Here is a 22,343-nt window from a genome sequence, read left to right on the forward strand (position 1 = left end):
TCGATGGACAAAAAACTACTCAAAGACTTTGCTATGAAATCGCGCGAAACGCTGACCGCGCTTGTTGCCGCCAAACTTCAAGCCATGCACGTCACCGAAGATATCGCCTGGGTGCAAAAAGGCGAAGTTTACCAGGCTATCATCGATGGCCGTAATGTCACACTGTACCCGAGTGACAAAGACCGTTACGACAAGCTTCGTGCCGCAGTCAAAGCCGAAGGTATCAAGCAGATCACCGAAAAAGCCGCCTACACCTGGTTCAACCGCATTGTCGCCATCCGCTACATGGAGCTTCGCGAGATGTTACCACAGGGCAAACACAACGAATGGCTCGGTATTCGCGTATTATCAGACGGCAACAACGAACCCGACCCAGAAATCCTAAAGATCAGTAACTTGCGAAGAGCAGATCTCGACCTCCCGCTAAACGCCGATGATATCATCAAACTCCCACGCGACGACCAAAAGTTCCGCGAGGTACTGTTTGCCGTTGTCAAAAAGCTCGGGGCAGTCATGCCAGACGTCTTCAACGGCGACACGACTAGCATTAACTTCCTGCTTCCAGACAACTTGCTCGGCAGCGGCGGTTTTGTCAATGAAATCCTCAAACTCCCCGTAGAGTGCTTCGACAGGGTCGAAGTCATCGGCTGGCTGTACCAATACTACAACCAAGCCGAAAAAGACATCGCCATGAAAAAGAAGTCGGCGGTCGAAAAAGATGAGATCCCCTATGTCACCCAGATTTTCACCCCTGACTGGATCGTCAAATACATGGTCGAAAACTCCCTTGGTCGCTACTGGCTGGAGCATGGCGGCGACCCTAAGCTAGCCGACAACTGGAAATACTTGATCAAGAGCGACCAGCAAGTGACGACGACAAAGACTATGCCGAACATCGAAGACGTCACGTTTATCGACCCCTGCATGGGTAGTGGGCACATCCTCGTCTACGCCTTTGAGGTGTTTTACCAGATTTATCGTTCGCTGGGCTACGCCCCAGAGCAAATTCCAGAAAAGATCCTCTCGCACAACATCTACGGCCTGGATATCGATGACCGCGCTAAACAACTATCAATCCTCTCGGCTATGCTTGTGGCCAGGGAGTACGACAAAGACATATTCAGCAAAGACATTCAGCTGAATATTACTAGTGTCGCCGAAAGCAACGGCATGAGCAGCCTGCCAGACCTACTGAAAGGCGCCAGCAAAGACACCGCCGAATACCTACTCGACGCCTTTCGTGATGCCAAAGAATACGGCAGTATATTGCGAGTCAAATCGCAAAACTACACCGACCTGCAAAGCCAGCTAGAAGAATTATCCCCAATAGAGAAACCACTTTACTACGCCAAAACAAAACAGCTCATCCACCAAGCAGACATTCTAAGTAAAAAGTACACGATTGCGGTGACGAATCCGCCGTATATGAACAAATACGACGCCAAATTAAAAGCCTACATTGGTGCAAATTATCCCGAGACTAAGTCGGATATGTACTCCGTATTTATGGAAGTCCTAAGTGATCATCTCGTTAGCGGCGGACGCATGGCAATGGTCACACCGGATAGCTGGATGTCCTTGACGGGGCAAGCCAAACTTCGCGAGCGTCTAGAAAACGAAGCTCACATATCGAGCATGATTCACCTTGGTAATGGCGCGTTCCCAGATGTCGTCGTGTCTACGACCGCATTTACGCTCGTAAAGGGCGATGCTATTTCGATCGGCGATTACATCCGAGATGTTACCGGCAACGAGAAAACCAAGTATGCCACCGCACTCGCCGCCATCGACGATCCGCACCACCCTCTCCGCTACCGCGCCAGCAACGCCGATTTCGAGGTATTCCCGGGCAAGATTATTGCGTATTGGGCGAGCGAGGCTGTGAGGAAGGCTTTTGTCATTGGCGTCAATCTAAGGGGCAGTGCGTGGGAGCCTAGGCAGGGGGCGGCCACTTCTGATAATAATCGCTTTCTTAGATTATGGTATGAAGTTAATAGCACGAAAACTAATCTGAACGCCGAATCTGCGATCGAAGCAACACAATCTGCAAAAAAGTGGTTCCCGTACAACAAGGGCGGCGAATTTCGTAAGTGGTACGGTAATAATGACTTCTTAATTAACTATGAAAATGACGGCGAAGAATTAAAGGGTTACGCTAAAAGCCTATATAAATCAGCAACTCGCACAATAAAAAGTATTAGTGAATATTTCAAACCAAGTATAACTTGGTCAAAAATCTCGTCCGGTTCGATTGCATTTCGTTACAAACCAGCCGGACATATCTTTGATGTAGCAGGTACAAGTATATTCGCCGACGATGCTCAGGATCTCAAGTATCTTCAAGGCGTGCTTAACAGCAGTGTAATATTAAAAATATCTAGTTATTTATCGCCAACCCTCAACTTCGAAGTTGGTCAAATCGCGACTTATCCAATTATCCAATCGCCGCAATATCGCGATGAAGTCATTCGCCTGGTCGAAGAATGTCGTGAACTCAGTAAAGCCGATTGGGACGCCTTTGAAACTTCATGGGACTTCGAGCGTCATCCACTCTTGCCGACGAGTGGCGAGACCAAGCTAAGTGACATGTACGCCGTCTGGGAATCAACCGCCGAGGATCGCTGGAGTCAGCTAAAAGCCAACGAAGAGCGGCTGAACGAAATCTTCATTGAAGTTTACGGCATGCAGGGTGAACTGACGCCGGAGGTAGAAGACAAATATGTCAGTGTGCGCAAGGCCGACCAGTCGCGCGAAGCTCGCTCGCTGCTGTCGTATTTCGTCGGTGTCATCTTTGGTCGCTATAGCCTCGATAGCCTCGGACTCAACTTCGCCGGTGGCGAGTGGGACGCCAGCGCACAAGGTAAACTAGTCGACGAAGATAACATCGTACCGATCATGGATGGCGAATACTACACTGACGATATAGTGAAGAAACTGCGCGACTTCCTCGTGGCCGTCTACGGCGAAGCAACGCTGCACGCAAACATGGACTGGCTTGCCAATGCCCTGGGGCGCAAATCGCACGAAAACGCCGAAGATACACTGCGCCGCTACTTTGTCGATGATTTCTTTGCCGACCATTTCAAAGTTTACGGCAAACGCCCAATCTACTGGCAACTCAGCAGCGGTAAACAAAACGGCTTCAAAGCATTGTTTTACCTGCACCGCTACCAGCCAAATCTCGTAGCCACCGTCCGTACGCAGTATTTGCTTAACACCCAAAACATCTACACCAAGCGCCTAGCCGAGCTGGAGGCAAAAACGACGCTAAACAACGACGAACTCCGCCTAAAAAACGACCTCGTGGCCAAACTCGCCGAGATCAAAAGCTACGACGCACTGATCGGCGTGGCCGCCAGCGAAGCCATAGAGCTCGACCTCGACGACGGCGTTAAGACAAACTACCCCAAGCTCAGCCACGCCGCTGCAGGCGTAAAGCCTGGCAGTGAAATCCTCGAGACGAAAGGGGTCAAGCTATGAATCAAGAGATCGTAAATGGCCTAGCTAAACTTCTACATAACCCAAGCATTGCCGGGCGGCGAATCGTTACCTGGTACGACGCCGATGGGGCGAATGCTGAATATTTAGACGATATCAAACAGGCACTGCTGGATGACGGCATTGACGTCGAGATTGTTATCTTCGACGACAATCCGCTATTTGTGCGTTACCATGTACTAAATGAGGTGCGTGAGAGCAATGTCATCATCTACCGACCAACCGAACAGCCAGAGAGCGTCGATAATCAGTTGCTCGACATCGAACTGGCCAACGCCAGCGACGTGTTTATACCAGACGAATCAACCCTGACGTTGACGGCGCTAGGGCTTTCCGACCAGTTCCGTGGTGTCGTGAAACGCAATGGGCGATTCTTCAAAAACCAAAAGCGGGCTCGGGATATCAAGAAGTTTCTGCCCGTGAGTGAACCAAATGACTTACAGATGGCGATATTCGCCACACTGTTTGACGCCAATGATGCCCGCCTAGAGCAGGTGTTGGCTGCGATATTCGTGAACTACAGGCAATCACGTGATGATTTTACCAACACACTGAAGTTTGTAGATAGCGAAGCACTCGCTAGCTTGTTGAGTGAGTATTTCGGGTCTCAAGCAGTCGATATCGAAAAGCTCGATAACTTGTGGGAATCGGTGCTCATCAGTTACTTCAAGTCTACGGTGAGCGCAGACATAGACTTCGGTAGGTTCAAGAGCTTTGTGCTGCCAAACCACGGTAACATCCGTATCTTTGTGCGCGATGTGATGCGCCTGTTTCCAGATGAGTTTACGGCGTTTTCCGCTGATGTTAACAAAAAGTTCGGTCTAGTTAGATTACTTGAAGGCCGTGAACTAGCGGAATATATCGACAGCGACGCCTTCGCCGAGATTGACGATATCGTGATTACAGAGATGATCAAACGACTCTCAGACAAAGATGATATAGCTGAGCTGCTCCGTAGCCGCGAAGTCGGGTTTTACTATGTGGCGCGAAAAGCTGACTACCAGATGCTTGCTGCTGCCAACAACTTCCGCACCACAGCACGCCGAATCATGACAGAAGTAAAAAGCGTCGATCGAGACACCGCAATCTCGCGTTACGCCGACGAGTTATACAAAGTCGATACAGCCTACCGTCATTTTAACTATTACTATGACCGTACCGATAAAACCGATGAGTACATGGAGCTGGCAAAGCAAATCGAGTATCTGTACGGCGAAGAATGGATGCTGAAGCTTGCCGAAAAATGGGAAGAATCTTCGGAGGGTGAAAACTGGACGGCAACCAAGCACTCAATACTCAGTGAGTTTTATAGCAAGTACCTAACACCGCACGACGATAAAAAAGACCGCGTATTCGTGATTATATCTGACGGCCTACGCTACGAAGTCGCCAAAGAAATTGCCGAGCAGCAAAAACTAATTGCTACCGGTGGCGATATCTCGACCAGCTTCGCCCTAGCGCTGCTGCCGTCTATCACACCCGTTGGCATGGCGGCATTGCTCCCGCACGACAAACTAGAGTTTGACGGCGAAACAGTGCTGGCAGACGGCATGAAAACCGACGCCAGCAACCGCGACAAGGTGCTAAAAGCCGCCAACCCAGACAACTTGGCTATTAAATACGAAGAAGTCCGCGCCATGAAGAAGTCAGAGTGGAAATCGTTCTTTTCTGGCAAAAAATACGTCTATATTTACCACGACAAAATCGACATCACCGGCGAGCACGACGACATGGCGACATTTGCCGCCGCGAGCGACGCGATTCGTGAAATCACTGATCTCATCACCGACCTACATACGACATTTAGCGGCGTTAATGTACTCGTCACTGCCGATCACGGGTTTTTCTACGAAACCGGCACAGTAGAGTCACGACGCAAAATGCCGAAGATTCCCGAGGCTGGCAAGCAGAAAGCTCGCTATGCGATAACCGCCGCACCAGACAAGTCGGCTATGAGCTACCGACTCAGTGATATGTTCGAAGGCAATACTAAGTACATCAATACGCCACACTCCAAGGTCATCTTTGCCAAGCAGGGTGGCGTCGGCCGATACTACCATGGCGGCGCACTGCCACAAGAAGTCGTCGTACCGATTGTCAACTTCAAATCCTCACGCACCAGTACAGCTAGGGACAGAGTAGGAATTACCTATATCGGCATCTCGCTCAAAATCACCAATACTATTACGCGTCTGCGCTTCCTGCAAAGCGAGCCAGTTAGTACTGACCGGATAGCTGGTCGCTACAAGGCGTGGTTTGAGGACGCTAGCGGTGCAAAAATATCCGACGAAGTAACGATCATAGCCGATTCGACCGAAAAGGATGCCGGAAGCCGCGAATATCAAGAGAAGTTTGTGTTTGCAGCGCGGCAGTACAGCCCGGAAGAGACATACTTCTTGGTGATTGAAGATGAAGATGGCGTAGAAGTTGAGCGAATAGATTTCAAGGTAGATATAGCAATAACCAACGATTTAGGATTATAGGAGGCGCATGATGGACGAGATTGACACAAAACTAAACCAAGTATTTCCGGGAAGAGTTGTCCGTAAAGACCTGACGAAGAAAATCAAGGAAGGTGCCAATGTGCCAGTGTATGTGCTGGAGTATCTGCTAGGTATGTACTGTGCAACAGACGATCCGGTGGCCATCGAAGACGGCATCGCAACAGTAAAGAAGATCCTAGCTGAGAACTTCGTCCGACCAGACGAAGCGCAAAAGGTGAAGAGTAAGATTCGTGAGCTCAAAAACTACACGGTTATCGATAAAATCACCGTCAAGCTCAATGAAAAGAAGGATCGCTACGAGGCGGAGTTTAGTAACCTTGGCATCAAAGATGCTTACATTGATGCTGAGATTGTCAAAAAGTTCGAGAAGCTCTTGGTCGGTGGCATCTGGTGTATAACGAAGATTTCCTATTTTCATGACGAAGAAGAGCGCAATAATCTACCGTTTGTTGTCAATGACATCAAGCCGATTCAGATGCCAAATATGGATCTAGAGGAAGTATTCAACGGCCGTCGTCAGTTTAGTAAAGACGAATGGATCGATGCGCTGATTCGTTCGATGGGCATGGAGCCATCACAGCTCGATACCCGCCAGAAATGGCACTTCCTAGAGCGTGCCGTGCCACTTGTTGAGAATAATTACAACTTGTGCGAGCTTGGCCCGCGCGGTACCGGTAAGTCACATATCTACAAAGAAATTTCACCGAACTCTATCTTGGTATCTGGTGGTCAAACGACTGTCGCTAATTTGTTCTACAATATGTCGAATAAAACCGTTGGCCTCGTTGGGCTGTGGGATGTAGTAGCTTTTGACGAAGTTGCCGGAATTACCTTCAAAGACAAAGACGGCATCCAGATCATGAAAGATTACATGGCGTCTGGATCGTTTGCACGCGGTAAGGAAGAAAAGAACGCAACCGCTTCGATGGTATTCGTTGGCAATATCAACCAATCAGTCGAGGTAATACTAAAGACATCTAACTTGTTCGAGCCGTTCCCCGAAGCTATGAACCGCGATACCGCGTTCTTTGATCGCATGCATTACTATCTGCCGGGCTGGGAGATTCCAAAGATGCGACCAGAGCTTATTACGAATAGCTATGGGTTCATTGTTGATTACTTGGCAGAGTTCTTCCGCGAGATGCGCAAGCGCACACACAGCGATGCTATCGACAAGTACTTTAGGCTGGGCAAGGAGCTAAATCAACGAGACGTGATTGCGGTAAAAAAGACCGTCTCAGGACTTGTAAAATTACTGTATCCGCACGGTGAATTTAGTAAGGACGAGATCGAGGAAGTTATTCGCTACGCTATCGAAGGTCGTCGTCGTGTCAAAGAGCAGCTGAAGCGAATCGGCGGCATGGAATTCTTTGACATTCACTTATCGTACATCGACAACGATAACGACGAGGAGCGAATCGTATCCGTACCCGAGATTAGCGGCGACAAGTTGATTTCTGACACAGCGCTCAAGGCTGGTCATGCATACTTTGTTGGTCGTGGTACATCCGGGCAGATCGGCACCTTCCGTATCGAAACCGAGACTCCTGGCGGTAACGGCAAGATGTCTATCACCGGAATTGGCACTGATAGGCTTACGAAAGAATCGATCAACACAGCTTTTCACTATTTCAAGGCTAACCGCAAAAGCATCAGCGCCAGTATGAACGTCGATAGTAACGACTTCTTGATTCATATCGAAGACCTGCAAGGGGTAGGCCCAAGTAGCGAAATTGCACTCGCAACGTTTGTATCCCTCGTATCATCTTCGCTTAAGAAGCAGGTCAAAGAAGGCATGGTCGTGCTCGGCAACCTTACGATCGGTGGCACAATCAGCAAAGTCGATGACTTAGCTGACACGCTCGAAGTTTGTTTCGACGCCGGTGCTCGCACGATACTGCTACCAATGTCATCTGCTGCGGACATCTCCACCGTACCCGCCGAAACTTTCTCAAAGTTCAACATCAGCTTCTACAATGACCCCGAGGATGCTGTGCGAAAGGCGCTAGAGATCGGATAGGTAGATATTATGCCAATCACGAGAATAAAATCCATCAAGCAGATAGGCCGATTCAAGAACTTTACCGGCGGCGGATCTGTACCACTAGCTAATCTTAATGACGGCAAAAATATAGCTGTTATTTATGGTGACAATACCTACGGCAAATCAACGCTTGCCGATATACTTCGCTCCACTAACCTTAGTAGCGACGTGGAAATTATTCGACGCAAAACAATCCCTAAAGATGACGGCTCAAACCAAAGCTTTGAGCTGTCATATCAGCATTCTGCTGCGAGTAGACAGGAAAGTGTCAAGTATGACCGAACGGCTTGGTCTAATAATGTCCTGGTGGGGAAAATATTAATTTTTGATCAGGAGTTTATCCATCAGAATATCTTTACAGGCATTCACCTCACACGAGACAATAAGGAGAATTTTACAGATTTTATACTAGGGGAAGAAGGAGTTAAAATCGGAGCAGAGATTGAGAGGCGGAACATTGCTTCAAAAAAATTCCCCGATGAGCTAAGACTAGTGAGGCCTGAATATGTCCGAGCCGAAGCTGATAATAAAAAGGTTGAGAGTTTTATTGGCCTTAATGTTACAGACAGTAGAAAAGCCTTAGAAGGTGAAATAGACACACAAAATAAGTTAATCAAGCGACTTAGCCGTGTCTCAGAGTTCACAAACCTGCAACCGCCAAAGTCGCAACCTGAAAGATATTCTACCACTTTCAACGGCTTAAAAGAGCTTATTGCAAAGGTTAAAGCCTCTTCGTACGACGACGTATCTAGAGACGCACTTGACCAGATCCATGAGCGCCTCCAGCAGACTGATAGCCACTGGCTTGAGCAAGGAACCAAACATCTCCTAGGCGATAAATGTCCATACTGCACGCAAGACATACTACCGGTGAAATCACTAATAGATGCATACAAAACTGTGTTCGATAAAAAATACGACGAGTACGTGAGTAGCACCAATAAAGACATTCTTACAATTAAATCCACATTGAGCACACTATCTGCAACACAGCACTCCAAGCGGCTTAGCTTGGAGATTGAAAAGGTCAAGAAATACGCGCCATTCATTGGCGAGATTAAGGACCTTATTGTAACACTGGATACGCAACTTGAATCACTACAGGCATCCGAGTCTAACATGCGTAATTATATAGCTGAGTCGCTAGAGCAATCTGTCGACACTTTCGTGACTTATAAGAAAGAAAACATACATAAGCAATGCGACTACCCTGTAGCTATAGACGGATTAAGCAATATAATAGGCATCGCCGATAATAATAATGATCAGCTACAAAAGACCATTAGTGCATGTGCATCGGTTATCGAAACAAAGCGCGAAGAAGTTAGCAGATGGACTCCGGATGTAGTCACGGAAAACCGCAAAAAAGCCACCGACGCCATTTCCTTATGTGAAGCGAAGATTAATCGACTAGATCAGGATGTACAATGCCGTACGTATGTCGCTAAACAGTTAGAGCAAAAAGAGTTTAAAGAATATACAGCTAAGCTTCAGGAAAAACTTGAAAGTGAACAGTCGCATTATCTAGAAACTCTGTTTACCTCTATAAACGGATGGTTTAGCAAATTAGGCAGCCAAGATTTTAAACTAGATAAAAACCAGTCTAGGCGCGGCAATAAAACAGTGTACGAGCTTCGTGTGTTATTTTGCGATGAATTAGTCGACAACGATGACTTAAGCAAGGTATTTAGTGAGTCAGATCGTAGAAACTTAGCTCTTGCAGTTTATCTGTCTCGAGCCGAGCTATTAACTAAAGAAGATACAATCCTAGTGCTTGATGATCCTGTAGTAAGCTTCGACGATAATCGCATACGCGCCACCTGTGCTGAATTATCGCGGTTAGCCAAAGATTTTGAGCAGATAATCATTCTAACCCACTATAAGACAGTAATCAGGAGACTCCTTAAGAGCCGTGTAGGTGCCGTCTATTTAAAAGTTGAGAAAGACGGTACGGGGTCAAGGTTGGGGGTATTGAATACGAAAGATCTTCACTTGTCGGATCACGAACGAGCATACCTAAGACTGGCATCCTTTGTAAACGGCACCTCTAATGACCCTGGCGGCTTGCGCCAATTTATGGAAAAGCACATAGACCTAGTCTTTCAGCCTAAACTGAGAGAGTTAGGGCTTAGCGATGCGATGCTGAGTGAAAAAATCTCATCTCTTGAAACTGCGGGAGAGATCGACTCTAGCACAAAAAGTAAGCTTGACGGATTCAGGGACACACTCAATCCAGATCACCATAACGATGAAGAGGACGCGACTATTGAAGACATGAGGCTACTCACGAGATCCGTTCTTGAAGAAGTGTATAAGCTTTGACTGTTCGATTTGTCGTCGTGGACGCTACGCACCTAGGATAAAACATTGACCATTCGCCATTTTATATGCTACATTTATTTTTGAAGGGTCTTGTATGATACTTACGACGCTCCGAGGGTATATCCTTCGGCGCGTCTTTTTATATTATCGGCAGTGTATCGGTCTTCAACGAAGTTCAGACCTACCTCTCGTTTGAACGATTTGCCGCAAACGGAAGGTTGCCTATGCCAACACGTACAAGACGACGCTTACGGGAGCATACGGTGGGACTATTGGCGCGCAAATGGACGCTAAAGATTGCAACGGCTCTCAGTAGTGAAACCATGCGTCACTCTGAGATTGCGAGGTGCTTGCCTGGCATCACACAAAAAGTATTGACCGAAACACTCCGCGAAATGGAGCGGACTGGTATTGTTGAACGAGAGGTATACCCAATCGTGCCACCAAAGGTTGAGTATAGACTTACTAGCGTAGGGATTGAGTTGCTAAAATTATCTCAAGAATTTGCCAGTTGGTTCGATACACATCACGAAAACATACATAAGGCCAAGCGAATCTACGACCGACACTCGTAATCATATGAAATTATTTCCACTTCGATTTTTCTAACAGAAATGTCGAAGTTACGTCAAACTTGTTTTGACGGCTTGGTGCTTAAAGTGCCTTGTGCTGCTCGATCGCATCCAATACTTCACGATGACGTAACTTATCACGTTTACTCTTGCGCCTGCCTCGTGTAAATAACCTAAAGATAAAGAAGAATACACCAAACAGTATATACATCACAAAGTACCAGCACAGAACAAAGATCCATGCGCCCATGATGAGCGTTATTGCAATCAAAGCCAAGGCGAACTTGGTGATAGGATTCTCGACGTTAGTAATCTTCCAGATGCGCTGAGCCGATCCACTAAAGGATAGCGGTGCCGATACGACGACTTTTTCAGATGCTAATTTGCGTGTCATACTCCTATTCTACAGCATGGCAATTCTATATATATGTCACGTGTATTTCAAAAAGATTTTTGCATACAATTTCATCTTGCTAGTGTTTTCGACTTCGCTCGACTCGCTATCTTAAAACCATAGGTACTCCAAAGTACCTATGGCACTTTTAGGGTATTTAGTACCCCTAAAGTACCTTATTGTAGTAAGTTTCCACCTCTGATACTTTTATGCTAAGTGGGATAGTAACTAAATTTGAGAGGGAGATATAGTGGGGCTAAAAAAGACACAATACATCGTAGCACTTATTATCGCAGTCGGTCTGCCATTCATTTTGGCTGATCCTGCATTTGCACAAACACCGGGCGGCGTAAGTAACGTCGAAAACTTTATACGGAGCGTAATCACCGTTCTGGCAGGACTTGCCGGTCTGGTTGCGACCGGCTTTTTTGTCGCTGGTGGATTCACCTATATCACGAGTTCGGGTAATCCTGAGCAGCTCGACAAGGCAAAGCGTACACTGACTTGGTCAGCAATCGGACTGGCTATCGTTATCGCTGCTTTTGTCCTAGCTAACATCGTCACGACACTCGCAACACAGGCGTTCGGAGGATAATCAAAAACCATGTGGGGTTTTGAAGATGCCCTATTGATGGGTCTAGGTACGTTTGCGGACACATCGCAGGCAATCGCCTCGATGCGTGAGTATGTCATGCCGGTGGTTCAGATATTATCTGGCCTCGCCGGTCTTGTTTGTACCTTCTTCATTGTTCAAGCTGGCTATTTATATATCACGAGTAGCGGTAAGCCCGACCAGATGGAACACGCCAAAGATGTACTAAAAAAGGCGCTCCTTGGCCTGATTATTGTGCTTGCCGCCATAACACTCACAACTATCTTAACCAACGCCTACGGCACACCGCAAAGCCCTGGTAATGCCACGCTACCTAGCCTTGAAGCAGTACAAGAGGAAGAGCAAAGCAGCGGCTTCCTCGATATGGTCGTTAAAGCTATCACTGGCGTCTTAGCACAGATTATCAACGGAGTGGCGACGCCATTCTTGGATGCGCTCGACTTCTTCACTACCGGTACGCCTGCTATGGCGAGTAATCCGAGTGTCTTTAACTTTTGGCTGGCTATGGTAGGTATAGCTAACATCCTGTTCATACTTGTGCTCGTGCTAATCGGCTTTCATGTCATGAGCGCATCGGCACTTGGTTTTGATGAGGTCGAGCCAAAACATCTCGTGCCACGAGTCGCCATGATCTTCGTCCTGATGAATACCTCAATATTCCTTATTGACGGAATAATTGCGTTATCTAATGCGCTTATCAAGGCGGTAGGTTTAATCTCTGGATCGTCATCTGTCTGGGATACGCTGATGAAAGTAGTTGAGCAGACGTCTGGCCTAGGTATTGCCGCTCTGTTGATCATGGTAGGTTTCGTCATTTGTTCGATCGTGTTGCTGGTCTATTATGTTATGCGTCTTGTTACACTCTACATCGGAGCAGTACTTGCGCCGCTTGTTAGTCTCCTCTGGTTAATTCCCGGATTTCGTGACTTCACAGAAACGGCATTCAAAACCTATCTTACAACTATCTTCGATCTATTTGTTCATGTTGTCATATTGCAGCTATCGGCATCACTGTTTACTGGTATGGCGACAGCCTCGGGTGACAACGCCGTGCCAGACACTCTTATGGCGATGGTGACGGGTATTGCGACTATTTTAATGCTCTTGAAAGCTCAGAGCGTCATGATGCAGTTTAGCTACGTAAGTATGGGCGCACGCAACATGCGTAAGCTAAGCGGGCAGTTTGTAAATGGCGTGAGTTATCTGAGCGGTAAAACAAGAGCGGCCGCAAGCACCATTAGCTCAAAGACCGATACGGCTAAAAAGAGCCGCATGATCCGTAGTGTTGAGTCACGAGCCGTCAGTACAGGCAAGACTCAAACGATTCGCTATCAAAACAAGAAAGGCACGGCAGAGATTGCACATACCGCCACACCGACTAAGCCTAGGTCGTCTACGCGAACCGGCACAACATATGAAGCTCCGACCGTTAAGGTGACTCGTGTACCAGCATCTTCGACCACACCAAGGAATAACAGTAAGGATAAAACGCTATGAAAATGACCGTTGTACCAGCACAGGTGACGACCGTTGAGGATCGTATCATCGGCAATCTTGGATTCTCGCAAATTCTACTACAGATTGTTCCCGTATTTACTGCTGCCGGCATCTTCACACTCCTTCCTCCGTTCATGGGCGGTGCACTATATAAGTACGTACTGATGGGTGTGGTTGCACTATTATTCGGCCTGCTATCAATCCGTATCAAGGGCAAGATTCTGGCCTCATGGCTCGTAACTATACTTCGCTACAATTTGCGACCAAAATATTACCTGTTTAACAAGAATGTCACGACTAGCCGAGAGGAATACTACAGTAAAATCCCAACGCCTGAGATTAAAGAATCGACAGAAAAGAAACCGGTTAAAAAGTCTATTCTCCAACAACTTGATATACCTACCACCGCTAGAATATTAGCTACAATTGAAAACCCAGCCACTAACTTTCGGCTAGAAACTGGTAAGAAAGGAAATCTACATGTTCGCTTTACAGAAATCGAAGACTAAGGCTAGCTCCAGAGGGCAAATTGCCATCAAAGGAGTTCGTGACGGCATATTGATGCTACCAAACAACGAATATCGAGCAATCCTACAGGTGTCATCGCTGAATTTTGAACTACGCAGCGAAGAAGAGCAGGACGCAATTATTGAAACGTATGAAAGCTTTCTTAACTCCGTCGGCTCTAGTCTACAAATACTGGTACGCACTCGTGAGATCGATATGGATAAGTACCTTGATGATCTTAACGAGCGTTATGAGAATGAAACCGTACCGATCTATCAACAGCAGCTACAAAACTACGACGAGTTTATCCGCTCACTCATTACCGACAACAAGATTCTGACTCGTCATTTCTATATCATCGTGCCATATAAATTAAATGGCAAAACAGATTTCGACCTAGTGAGTGAACAGATGAAGATAAAACTCGACATCGTTGCCAAGGGTATAGCTCGACTTGGCATGCACACAGATCAGCTACATAGCCTTGAGGTGCTTGATCTATTCTACAGCTTCTATAGCCCGACACAGGCAAAGCTACAACCACTTACCGAGCAGGCGTTATCTATTATCCATATAGCACTCGTGCAGAGGGGAGAAGTGTAATGAGTAAGATAGCTACTATTATGAGAACCAAGATTCTTGAGCCAGTCACTGCACCCGTCAAAAAAAGAAAAGCGGCAAGATTGGAGCGTCAAAAAGAATTAAATATCACATTTGGTGAGCAAGATACTGTCGATATCTTGTCATACGCAGGACTTGAGGAAAATATCGACTATCTCAATATAGACGGCGTATATATGCGCACACTCTATATATCTGGGTATCCGTTCGTTGCCAATTCCGGCTGGATGGATAGTCTGATTAACTTTAATCACGACACAGATATTAGTTACCACGTCCACGAAGTAAGCGCCTTGTCTGCGCTGCCAAAACTACACCGCAAGATTACCGAGCTTGAGAGTACAAAACGTGCCATGATGCGAGCTGGTAAGATTGTCGGTTCTGAAATTACCGACCCGCTTGAGTCTGCCATGGAGCTGCGAGACAAAATTCAGCGCGGTCAAGAAAAACTATTCCAGATGTCAATTTACATCTGTATCAGAGCCGAAAGCTTAGAGGAACTAAACAAGATCACCAAGCTGCTCGAAGCTACTCTGTCGGCAAGACTGTTTTATTCAAAAGTTGCCCGATATCAACAGCTTGAAGCACTACAGTCTATCTTGCCGCGAGCCGAAGATCAGCTAGCGCAAAAGAGAAACCTTGATAGCTCCAGCGCTGCATTAACATTTCCGTTTATGTCGTCTGAGCTAGTACAGGAGAGTGGTATTCTCTATGGTGTTAATAAGTCGAATAATTCACTGGTGATTCTTGACCGTTTTAGCCTGCATAATGCCAACTCAATTACCTTTGCTCAATCTGGTGCTGGCAAGAGCTATACGACAAAAGTTGAGATACTGCGCCAACTCATGCAGGGTACGCGTGTTATCGTGATCGATCCTGAACGAGAGTATAAGCGACTGACTGAATCGGTAGGCGGTACGTATATTAAGCTATCGGCTAAGAGCAAGCAAAAGATAAACCCATTCGACCTTGCGACCACTTTCTCAAAGGCATCCGACCTGTCGGAACACACGCAGGATCTCATGGAAGTGATCGGGCTGATGGCCGAAGGCCTGACCTCACGCGAAAAAGCTGCTGTCGATAAGACTATTCTAAAGATATATAAGCAAGCTAAAAAGAATCAACCACTCCTTGAAGATTTGTATACCGAGCTACATAAACTAGGACAACTAAAGCTGTGTGAAAAGCTCGAAAAGTACATCTCAGGATCACTAGCCGATGTCTTTAATTCGCAAACTAACATCGAGCTAGATAATAGACTGGTTATCTTTGATATAAAAGATCTACCGGAGAGCCTACGTCAAATTATGATGCTTATTATCTCTAATTTCGTGAAGAATCAGGTGATGGCAAAACCAGAGAAGAGACTACTAATCATTGACGAAGGCTGGCTACTACTCGAACATGAAGAGTCAGCACGTTTCGTGGCCGGCCTTGTTCGTCGAGCGCGTAAATACTATCTTGGCGTATCAATTATCTCCCAGCAAGCTAACGACTTCTTAAAGAGTGATTATGGTCGGGCTATAGCGTCTCAGTCGGCACTGCGAATATTGATGCGACAAGACACCACGACCATCAAGGGTGTGGTCGGTGAGTTTAATCTGAGTGAATACGAACAGAGCTTCCTACTGACCTGTGAACGTGGCGACGCACTGATTATCGCCGACCAAAATCACGTCGCCGTAAAAGTCGTAGCTTCGGATAAAGAGCATCCGCTGATCACGACTAACCCTGCGGAGCTGTACGTGTGAACAATGCAGTGAGTGTTTTTGCGATTGGTTTCAAGGCCAAACGCTTACTGTTGCTAATCATAGTAACGATGTTTACTGTCATGTCACTTCCTGTGATGGCAGTCTTCTCACTCGGTACGCCAACACTGAGCTGGCTAGCCAATGCACCTGATGCTGAGGCAGCCGAAACGATGGGCTTCTACATGGGGCCACCGATGCCAGATAACACCTACGCATGGGGCAACTGTACATGGTGGTCGTACGCAATGCGTAAGTGGGCTGGTAGTCCAATACCGACAACTTGGGGTAATGCAAATACGTGGGACGATTATGCAAAACGTGATGGCTACGTGGTTAATAATACACCTGCAGTAGGAGCAGTATTTCAAACCGATGCCGGTGAGTATGGACACGTCGCTTATGTCATTGGTGTTAACGATACCAACGGAGAATGGAAAATATCAGAAATGAATGCACCAACGATCAATGTTGTGTCAACACGTACCTTTAGCAAGGAAGCAGCCGAAAGCTATAACTTCATTCACAGTAAAATAGGAGATAACGTATGGGTTCCGAATCCTCTCTCGCCGATACCGCCCTACAGTATTGGCCAGTAGCCGCTATCACGCTAGCATCTATTGTATGCGCTGTACTTATATTCCTTGCGGTGCGAACTGTATTAAATCGTCGCCACCTACATGTACGCGAGATGACGTGGCTAGAAATAACACCGCCATCGACAATTGCGAAAACCCCAGAGGCTACTGAGCAGCTCTTTTCGGTCATACATGGCGCACGCGCTGCACGACAGCTAAAAGATAGGCTATATAATCGCTCGCCAGTGATGAGTTTTGAGATTGTTTCAACACGGAGAGACGGTATCCGCTACTTGCTACAAGTCGAGAAGACACGCTCAAAGAATACGCAGAAAGTTATTACATCATATATACCTGATTCAAAAGTTAAAGAAATTGAACGCGAGATTAGTGAAGTAGATAGAATTATTGAGTTCAAAGAGACCGGCCACTACGTATTGCCGCTCACGCTAACTTCTGTATTTGAGCAACATGACCCTTTATCCTATGTAACGGGCGCGATGACAAAGCTAGGCGACGATGAAGAGATTTCACTGCAAATTGTAGCAACACCTGTACGCTTACGCGAAGCCGATATACTCTCTCATAAAATCCTTGGTAATGAGAATATCTTGCAACAAGTAAGCGGTAAGCAACTAACACTACTTGGACGTTTCACGAATATCTTTAGCAAAGCATCATCTGGCATTACAGATCTTGCCGGAGAGGTGTATATGGGTACAACTTTTGGCCACAAGGACTATTACAATTCCAAATCACGCGCCGTCCAACAGCAAGCACGTATCACTACTCATGATAGGCCAGCACGAACTTTGAGCACATTTGAACTTGAATTGATGGAGACAATGCATCAAAAAGTCACACGACCGCTATTTCAAGTAAACCTGCGCGTACTTGTCAAAAGCCCCGATGCAAAACAACATATCATTGCACTCCGATCAGCACTTGACGGCTATAGTGTTCTGCCATATCAGTCTATCAAGGCGAGGCTATCCCTACCGATTATTGATAAACTACGCCAGCGTAACGCGACAAATCGACTGCCATCACTCTTCCGCAAGTCAGCAATGATCCTGGCTTCAACGGAGCTTGCAAGTCTTTACCACTTCCCATCGAGCCAAGTAAGTAAAACTGATAACCTCATTACGTCACTTAGTCGTACGCTACCAGCACCCGTATCACTCAAATCTGGCAAAAAGTTATCAATTCTAATCGGTGATAACTACCATCATGAGACAATCACACCTATCGGTCTTACCGAGGAAGAACGAGAACGGCACATGTATATCATTGGTGGTACGGGCAACGGTAAAACAACAATGCTGTTTTATGAGATATTGCAGGATATACGTGCAGGCAATGGCGTAGCAGTATTAGATCCCCACGGTGATCTTGCCGAGCGTATCTTGCGGTACATACCAGAGGAGCGTATCAATGACGTTATTTACCTCAACCCTGATGACCTAGCATATCCAATCGGTATGAATTTGCTTGAACTATCGCCCGATCTTGAAGGAGATGATCTTCTGCGAGAAAAAGACCTTATTACTGAGGCTACTATTTCAGTATTGCGTAAGATATTTTCCGAGGACGACAGTGGTGGCCATCGTATCGAGTACGTACTTCGTAACACCATACAAACGGCTCTAACGCTTGAAGATCCGACTCTATTTACCATCTTTGAGTTGCTCAATGATGCTAAATATCGTCGCAAGGTAGTAAAAACACTCGAAGATAAAAACCTGAAAGACTTTTGGAACAACGAGCTTGGCAAAGCTGGTGATATGCAGAAAGTTAAAATGGCCGCAGGTATTACCGCTAAAATTGGACGCTTCCTGTTCTCCGCATCTGCTCGCCGTATGATTGAGCAACCAAAATCTACAATCAACTTTGAGGATATCCTAGCAGGTCGCAAGATACTGGTATGCAACTTCTCTAAGGGTCTTCTTGGAGAAGATACCTCGGCACTATTTGGTACGACTGTTCTTGCGAAGCTACAAACTGCGTCCTTACGCCGCGCACGCATCGGACAAGGCGAACGCACTCCATACTATCTGTATGTTGACGAGTTTCAGAACTTCGCTACAACGAGCTTCGTACAGATGCTATCGGAGGCGCGAAAGTATAAATTATTCCTCACTATGGCCGAACAATCTACCTCACAGCAAGATGAGCAACGCCTCGTAGATATAATTCTTGCTAACGTCGGTACAGTGGTATGTTTCCGCTCAGGTAGTCCGTCGGACGAGCGACTTGTCTTGCCGCTATTCATGCCGTTCATTCAGCAAGGCGAGATAGCCAACTTACCAGCTTATTCATACTATGTGCGCATCTCAGCCGTGAATGCTCAAGAACCGATGTCAGGTGTAACAGTGGTCGTTAAAGAAACTGGAGATGAATCTATAGCTCGAAAAGTGATCGAGACATCACGTCAACTTTACGCAAAGAAAGTTGAACTAGAAGAAAAAGAACCTAATGAACCAAAACAAAAAGATACGGCTAAAATATCTCAAAAATCTACAAAACCGAAGAAGAAGCGAGCGAGCAAAAAGCCAGATGACGAGCTATCCACGATGAAGTCGGTGACTTAGATATTACCAAATCAGATCAAGCTATTGCTTATTTTATTATTTCGTGCTATAATAGTCATCGAACCTTAACAGTTTAGCACTCCCTACTGAGAGCGGCGTTTTATATACAAATCTTGCATGTAATACGCCGTTCTCAATCGACAGTTGAGATCACCGCTGCAAGTCGCATCGGAGAAGTCTACGGCAAGGAAGAGGGTCATCATGACCACCATCGAGCAGTTGGCCGGTATCACCGCTCAGCACAACGAGATCGTCAAGCGTGTCGGCAACGGCTCGCTCGACCCCGCCGCCGTCAAGCGGGCACTCCAGGACATCATCGAGGGCAAGCTGCCCACGCTGACCTGGAACCCGCCCACCTGGTGGCGTACCCCCGAGCAGCAGCTCGAGCGTGCTCGCCAGCTCTGGCCGAACGCCGTTCTGCCCGAGCCGCCCAAGGAGTTCACGCCCCGGACGAAGTCCGAGGTGCTGCTGCTCCACGTGCCGGACATGTTCGACTCCCTCTGGGACAAGGTCGTCGCCCCCACGGACTACACCAAGTACCGGTGGGAGGGTGTCAAGTCTGACAAGCGGAACCTGCGTCTCTCGCCGAACAAGCGTGAGTACACGGAGCCCGTCTGGTTGGCTTTCGACCCCGAGCGCGGTAAGGGTGAGCGTCCCGACTCCTTCTGGGGTCAGGCCGACACCGCTGCCAGCGAGGTCTTCTCGGCGCTGATCCAGTTCCCTGAGTGGTCACTCGCGTGGTTCAACGGTGCTTCGGCTCCGAACCTCTCGGGCTACCAGCTCAAGTACGACGGGAACTGGTCGAACGTTCCGTCCCTCCACCGGTGGGACGTCGACCGCCAGCTGCGGCTGTGCGACCGCTGGGCTGCCCACCGGCTTGCCCACTGGTCGTCTCCGTCGGTCAGGGAGTGCTGACACTGGAACCTTGGTTCCTTGGTATCCGGAGGGGTTTGGTTTCTTGGATCTTGATCCTTGAAAACTTTTTACCTCTCCGGATACCTGCACTCACTTTTGAATTTGTCCCTTAACCGTTCCTCTGCTTTAGCAGAGGCGTTTTTAATTTTTGCTAAAATAGGAAGTGAATTGGTTACTGAACGTATGTTCACGGATATGCGTCACTGATTCCGTGTTTTGAAACTGACAGAATTACCTTATTTACGGATCAGGTAAGCGTGCAGGCAGAATATCGAGCACTCCGTGCAATCCGCTTGAGATATGTATCTCGTATAAAATACAGGGTTTGGATGCGTCTGGACCCGGTGGCACCGGATGGTGGATCGCGCTATACCGACTGGTCGAACGTTCCGTACCTCAACCGGTGGGACGACGACCGCCAGCTGAAGCTGAACGACAACTGGGCTGACAACCGGAATGACAACTGGTCGTCTCCGTCGGTCAGGGACTGCTCGTGATGGATTTCAGCCAGCCTCCCAGCATGCGTCCAATTTCACTACAAGTGGAATCGAGCTGCTGGTAGGCCTGGTTAGAAACGCATTTACAGTCTTTACACAAATTGAGGAGCAAGCGGAGGCTATCGAGTCGTACGGATGCTTCGTTTATGTAAGCGGCCTTATCTGACGGTTTAGTACTACTAGCAGCCCGCAGTGATAGCCGCAGGAGTTCAAGTATTTCGCTCTGACACGTCGCGCCGAGACTGTAGCGCTCTGATTTTGGAAATGCAATCAAACATTCATGAAAGGATTCGTATAGGTGGTAGACGCTACTGACAATGGGAACTTTCCGCAGCGCGGAACCTCTCTCTCTCTCTCTCTCTCTCTCTCTCTCTCTCTCTCTCTCTCTCTCTCTCTCTCTCTCTCTCTCTCTCTCTCTCGATAGCCACGCTCAAACCAACCCTCTCAAAGTAATAATTACAGACATTGTATCTATTAAAGCATTGTCAGCCGCATGGCGGAAGTTCTCGCGAGGTAAAAAATCGAGAAAAGATGTGGCCTTGTACCAAAAGTATCTTCAAAAAAATCTCACTGACCTACACGCGCCGCTTTCATCTGGTCTCTACAGACATCAGTCCTACCAACGATTCACCATTCATGACCCAAAACAACGCCAAATACATAAAGCAACGGTGGCCGATAGAATCGTACACCAGGCAGTCGTTACGGCTATCGAGCCGCTCTTCGAGAGGCGATTTATATATGACAGCTACTCCTGTCGTGTCAATAAAGGTGCTCATGCTGGTGTACTGCGCCTGAAAACTTTTCTTGCCGGTACAAGCAAAAATGACACAAAAGGAGCATATGCGCTCAAGTGTGATGTACGAAAATACTTTGCCTCAATCGACCATGAAATATTATTGGGCCTTATTGCTCGCCACATCCAAGATGATGCAACATTGGAACTGATACGAACGATTATTCTGAGCTATGGTCCCGAAACTGGTAAAGGCATACCGCTCGGCAATATTAGCAGCCAGTTGTTTGCGAACATATATCTCCATGAGTTGGATTGGTTCATGAAACAAACCCTTGGCGTTAAGCAATATATTCGCTATTGCGATGATTTCGTGATTGTCTCATCGGACAGAGCATATCTCGAAAGCCTCATCACACCCATCCGCAATTTTCTAAAAACCGAACTACAACTTGATTTGCATCCATCAAAAGTGTCGATTCGATCATGGAGACAAGGTGTAGATTTTCTTGGCTACGTCCTACTGCCACACGCTACCGTGGTTCGCACAAAAACGCAAAAGAGAGTACATTCAAAAGTTAATGCCGCCAACTACTCGTCTTACCTTGGAGTATGTTCCCACGCAAATGCCTACAGACTCTCGCAAACTATACGTAACGTAGTTTGGGCTGACAACTTATAGAAATACGACTCAGGTATAATAAGG

16 protein-coding genes are annotated in these 22,343 nt (G+C 47.1%); 14 read left to right on the top strand and 2 right to left on the bottom strand.

What is annotated here, in order from left to right; all coding sequences use genetic code 11:
* Positions 1–3: 3 nt before the first annotated feature.
* The 5 genes from pglX to H6797_03140 all read left to right on the top strand — a co-directional run bounded on the left by pglX (position 4) and on the right by H6797_03140 (position 10,943).
* Positions 4–3,480: a BREX-1 system adenine-specific DNA-methyltransferase PglX gene (gene pglX / locus H6797_03120; GenBank protein ID USN96046.1), complete on the top strand. Its 3,477-nt coding sequence runs from the start codon at positions 4–6 to the stop codon at positions 3,478–3,480.
* Positions 3,477–5,981, top strand: coding sequence for a BREX-1 system phosphatase PglZ type A (gene pglZ / locus H6797_03125; GenBank protein ID USN96047.1), 2,505 nt, complete (start codon positions 3,477–3,479; stop codon positions 5,979–5,981). Before pglX ends, pglZ begins: the two co-directional genes overlap by 4 nt.
* Before the next feature lie 10 nt (positions 5,982–5,991).
* Positions 5,992–8,022, top strand: a complete 2,031-nt coding sequence (brxL, locus tag H6797_03130; GenBank protein USN97103.1) for a protease Lon-related BREX system protein BrxL — start codon at positions 5,992–5,994, stop codon at positions 8,020–8,022.
* Positions 8,023–8,031: 9 nt separating this feature from the next.
* Positions 8,032–10,368 (top strand): AAA family ATPase, encoded by a 2,337-nt coding sequence (locus tag H6797_03135; protein ID USN96048.1) that lies wholly within the window; start codon positions 8,032–8,034, stop codon positions 10,366–10,368.
* Positions 10,369–10,592: 224 nt separating this feature from the next.
* Positions 10,593–10,943 carry a helix-turn-helix transcriptional regulator gene (locus H6797_03140; GenBank protein USN96049.1) on the top strand — a complete coding sequence of 117 codons (351 nt, stop codon included), beginning with the start codon at positions 10,593–10,595 and terminating at the stop codon, positions 10,941–10,943.
* A 79-nt stretch (positions 10,944–11,022) separates the two neighbouring features.
* On the opposite strand, the gene H6797_03145 is transcribed toward H6797_03140, so the two are convergent.
* A complete protein-coding gene (locus H6797_03145; GenBank protein ID USN96050.1) occupies positions 11,023–11,334 on the bottom strand; it encodes a hypothetical protein in 312 nt (103 codons plus the stop codon).
* A gap of 250 nt (positions 11,335–11,584) precedes the next feature.
* Here H6797_03145 and H6797_03150 point away from each other — a divergent pair, with 250 nt between their 5' ends.
* The 8 genes from H6797_03150 to H6797_03185 all read left to right on the top strand — a co-directional run bounded on the left by H6797_03150 (position 11,585) and on the right by H6797_03185 (position 20,404).
* A complete protein-coding gene (locus tag H6797_03150; GenBank protein USN96051.1) occupies positions 11,585–11,929 on the top strand; it encodes a TrbC/VirB2 family protein in 345 nt (114 codons plus the stop codon).
* Positions 11,930–11,938: 9 nt separating this feature from the next.
* Positions 11,939–13,444, top strand: a complete 1,506-nt coding sequence (locus H6797_03155; protein USN96052.1) for a hypothetical protein — start codon at positions 11,939–11,941, stop codon at positions 13,442–13,444.
* On the top strand, positions 13,441–13,953 hold the full coding sequence (locus tag H6797_03160; protein ID USN96053.1) for a PrgI family protein: 513 nt from the start codon (positions 13,441–13,443) through the stop codon (positions 13,951–13,953). The genes H6797_03155 and H6797_03160 overlap by 4 nt, the downstream gene beginning before the upstream one ends.
* Positions 13,925–14,554: a hypothetical protein gene (locus H6797_03165; protein ID USN96054.1), complete on the top strand. Its 630-nt coding sequence runs from the start codon at positions 13,925–13,927 to the stop codon at positions 14,552–14,554. Before H6797_03160 ends, H6797_03165 begins: the two co-directional genes overlap by 29 nt.
* Positions 14,554–16,323: an ATP-binding protein gene (locus tag H6797_03170; GenBank protein USN96055.1), complete on the top strand. Its 1,770-nt coding sequence runs from the start codon at positions 14,554–14,556 to the stop codon at positions 16,321–16,323. Before H6797_03165 ends, H6797_03170 begins: the two co-directional genes overlap by 1 nt.
* Positions 16,324–16,391: 68 nt before the next feature.
* Positions 16,392–16,919 (top strand): CHAP domain-containing protein, encoded by a 528-nt coding sequence (locus tag H6797_03175; GenBank protein USN97104.1) that lies wholly within the window; start codon positions 16,392–16,394, stop codon positions 16,917–16,919.
* Entirely contained in the window at positions 16,868–19,489 is a 2,622-nt protein-coding gene (locus tag H6797_03180) for an ATP-binding protein (GenBank protein ID USN96056.1), read from the top strand. Before H6797_03175 ends, H6797_03180 begins: the two co-directional genes overlap by 52 nt.
* Before the next feature lie 201 nt (positions 19,490–19,690).
* A complete protein-coding gene (locus H6797_03185) occupies positions 19,691–20,404 on the top strand; it encodes a hypothetical protein (GenBank protein ID USN96057.1) in 714 nt (237 codons plus the stop codon).
* A gap of 480 nt (positions 20,405–20,884) precedes the next feature.
* Here H6797_03185 and H6797_03190 read toward each other — a convergent pair whose 3' ends face one another.
* A complete protein-coding gene (locus H6797_03190) occupies positions 20,885–21,235 on the bottom strand; it encodes a four helix bundle protein (protein USN97105.1) in 351 nt (116 codons plus the stop codon).
* On the opposite strand from H6797_03190, the gene H6797_03195 reads away from it, so the two are divergent.
* Positions 21,219–22,319, top strand: a complete 1,101-nt coding sequence (locus tag H6797_03195; protein ID USN96058.1) for a group II intron reverse transcriptase domain-containing protein — start codon at positions 21,219–21,221, stop codon at positions 22,317–22,319. The two genes, H6797_03190 and H6797_03195, sit on opposite strands and share 17 nt — an antisense overlap.
* The last annotated feature ends 24 nt before the right edge of the window (positions 22,320–22,343 follow it).

The sequence above is a fragment of the Candidatus Nomurabacteria bacterium genome (genome assembly GCA_023898645.1).
Lineage (GTDB): Bacteria > Patescibacteriota > Saccharimonadia > Saccharimonadales > Saccharimonadaceae > UBA2112.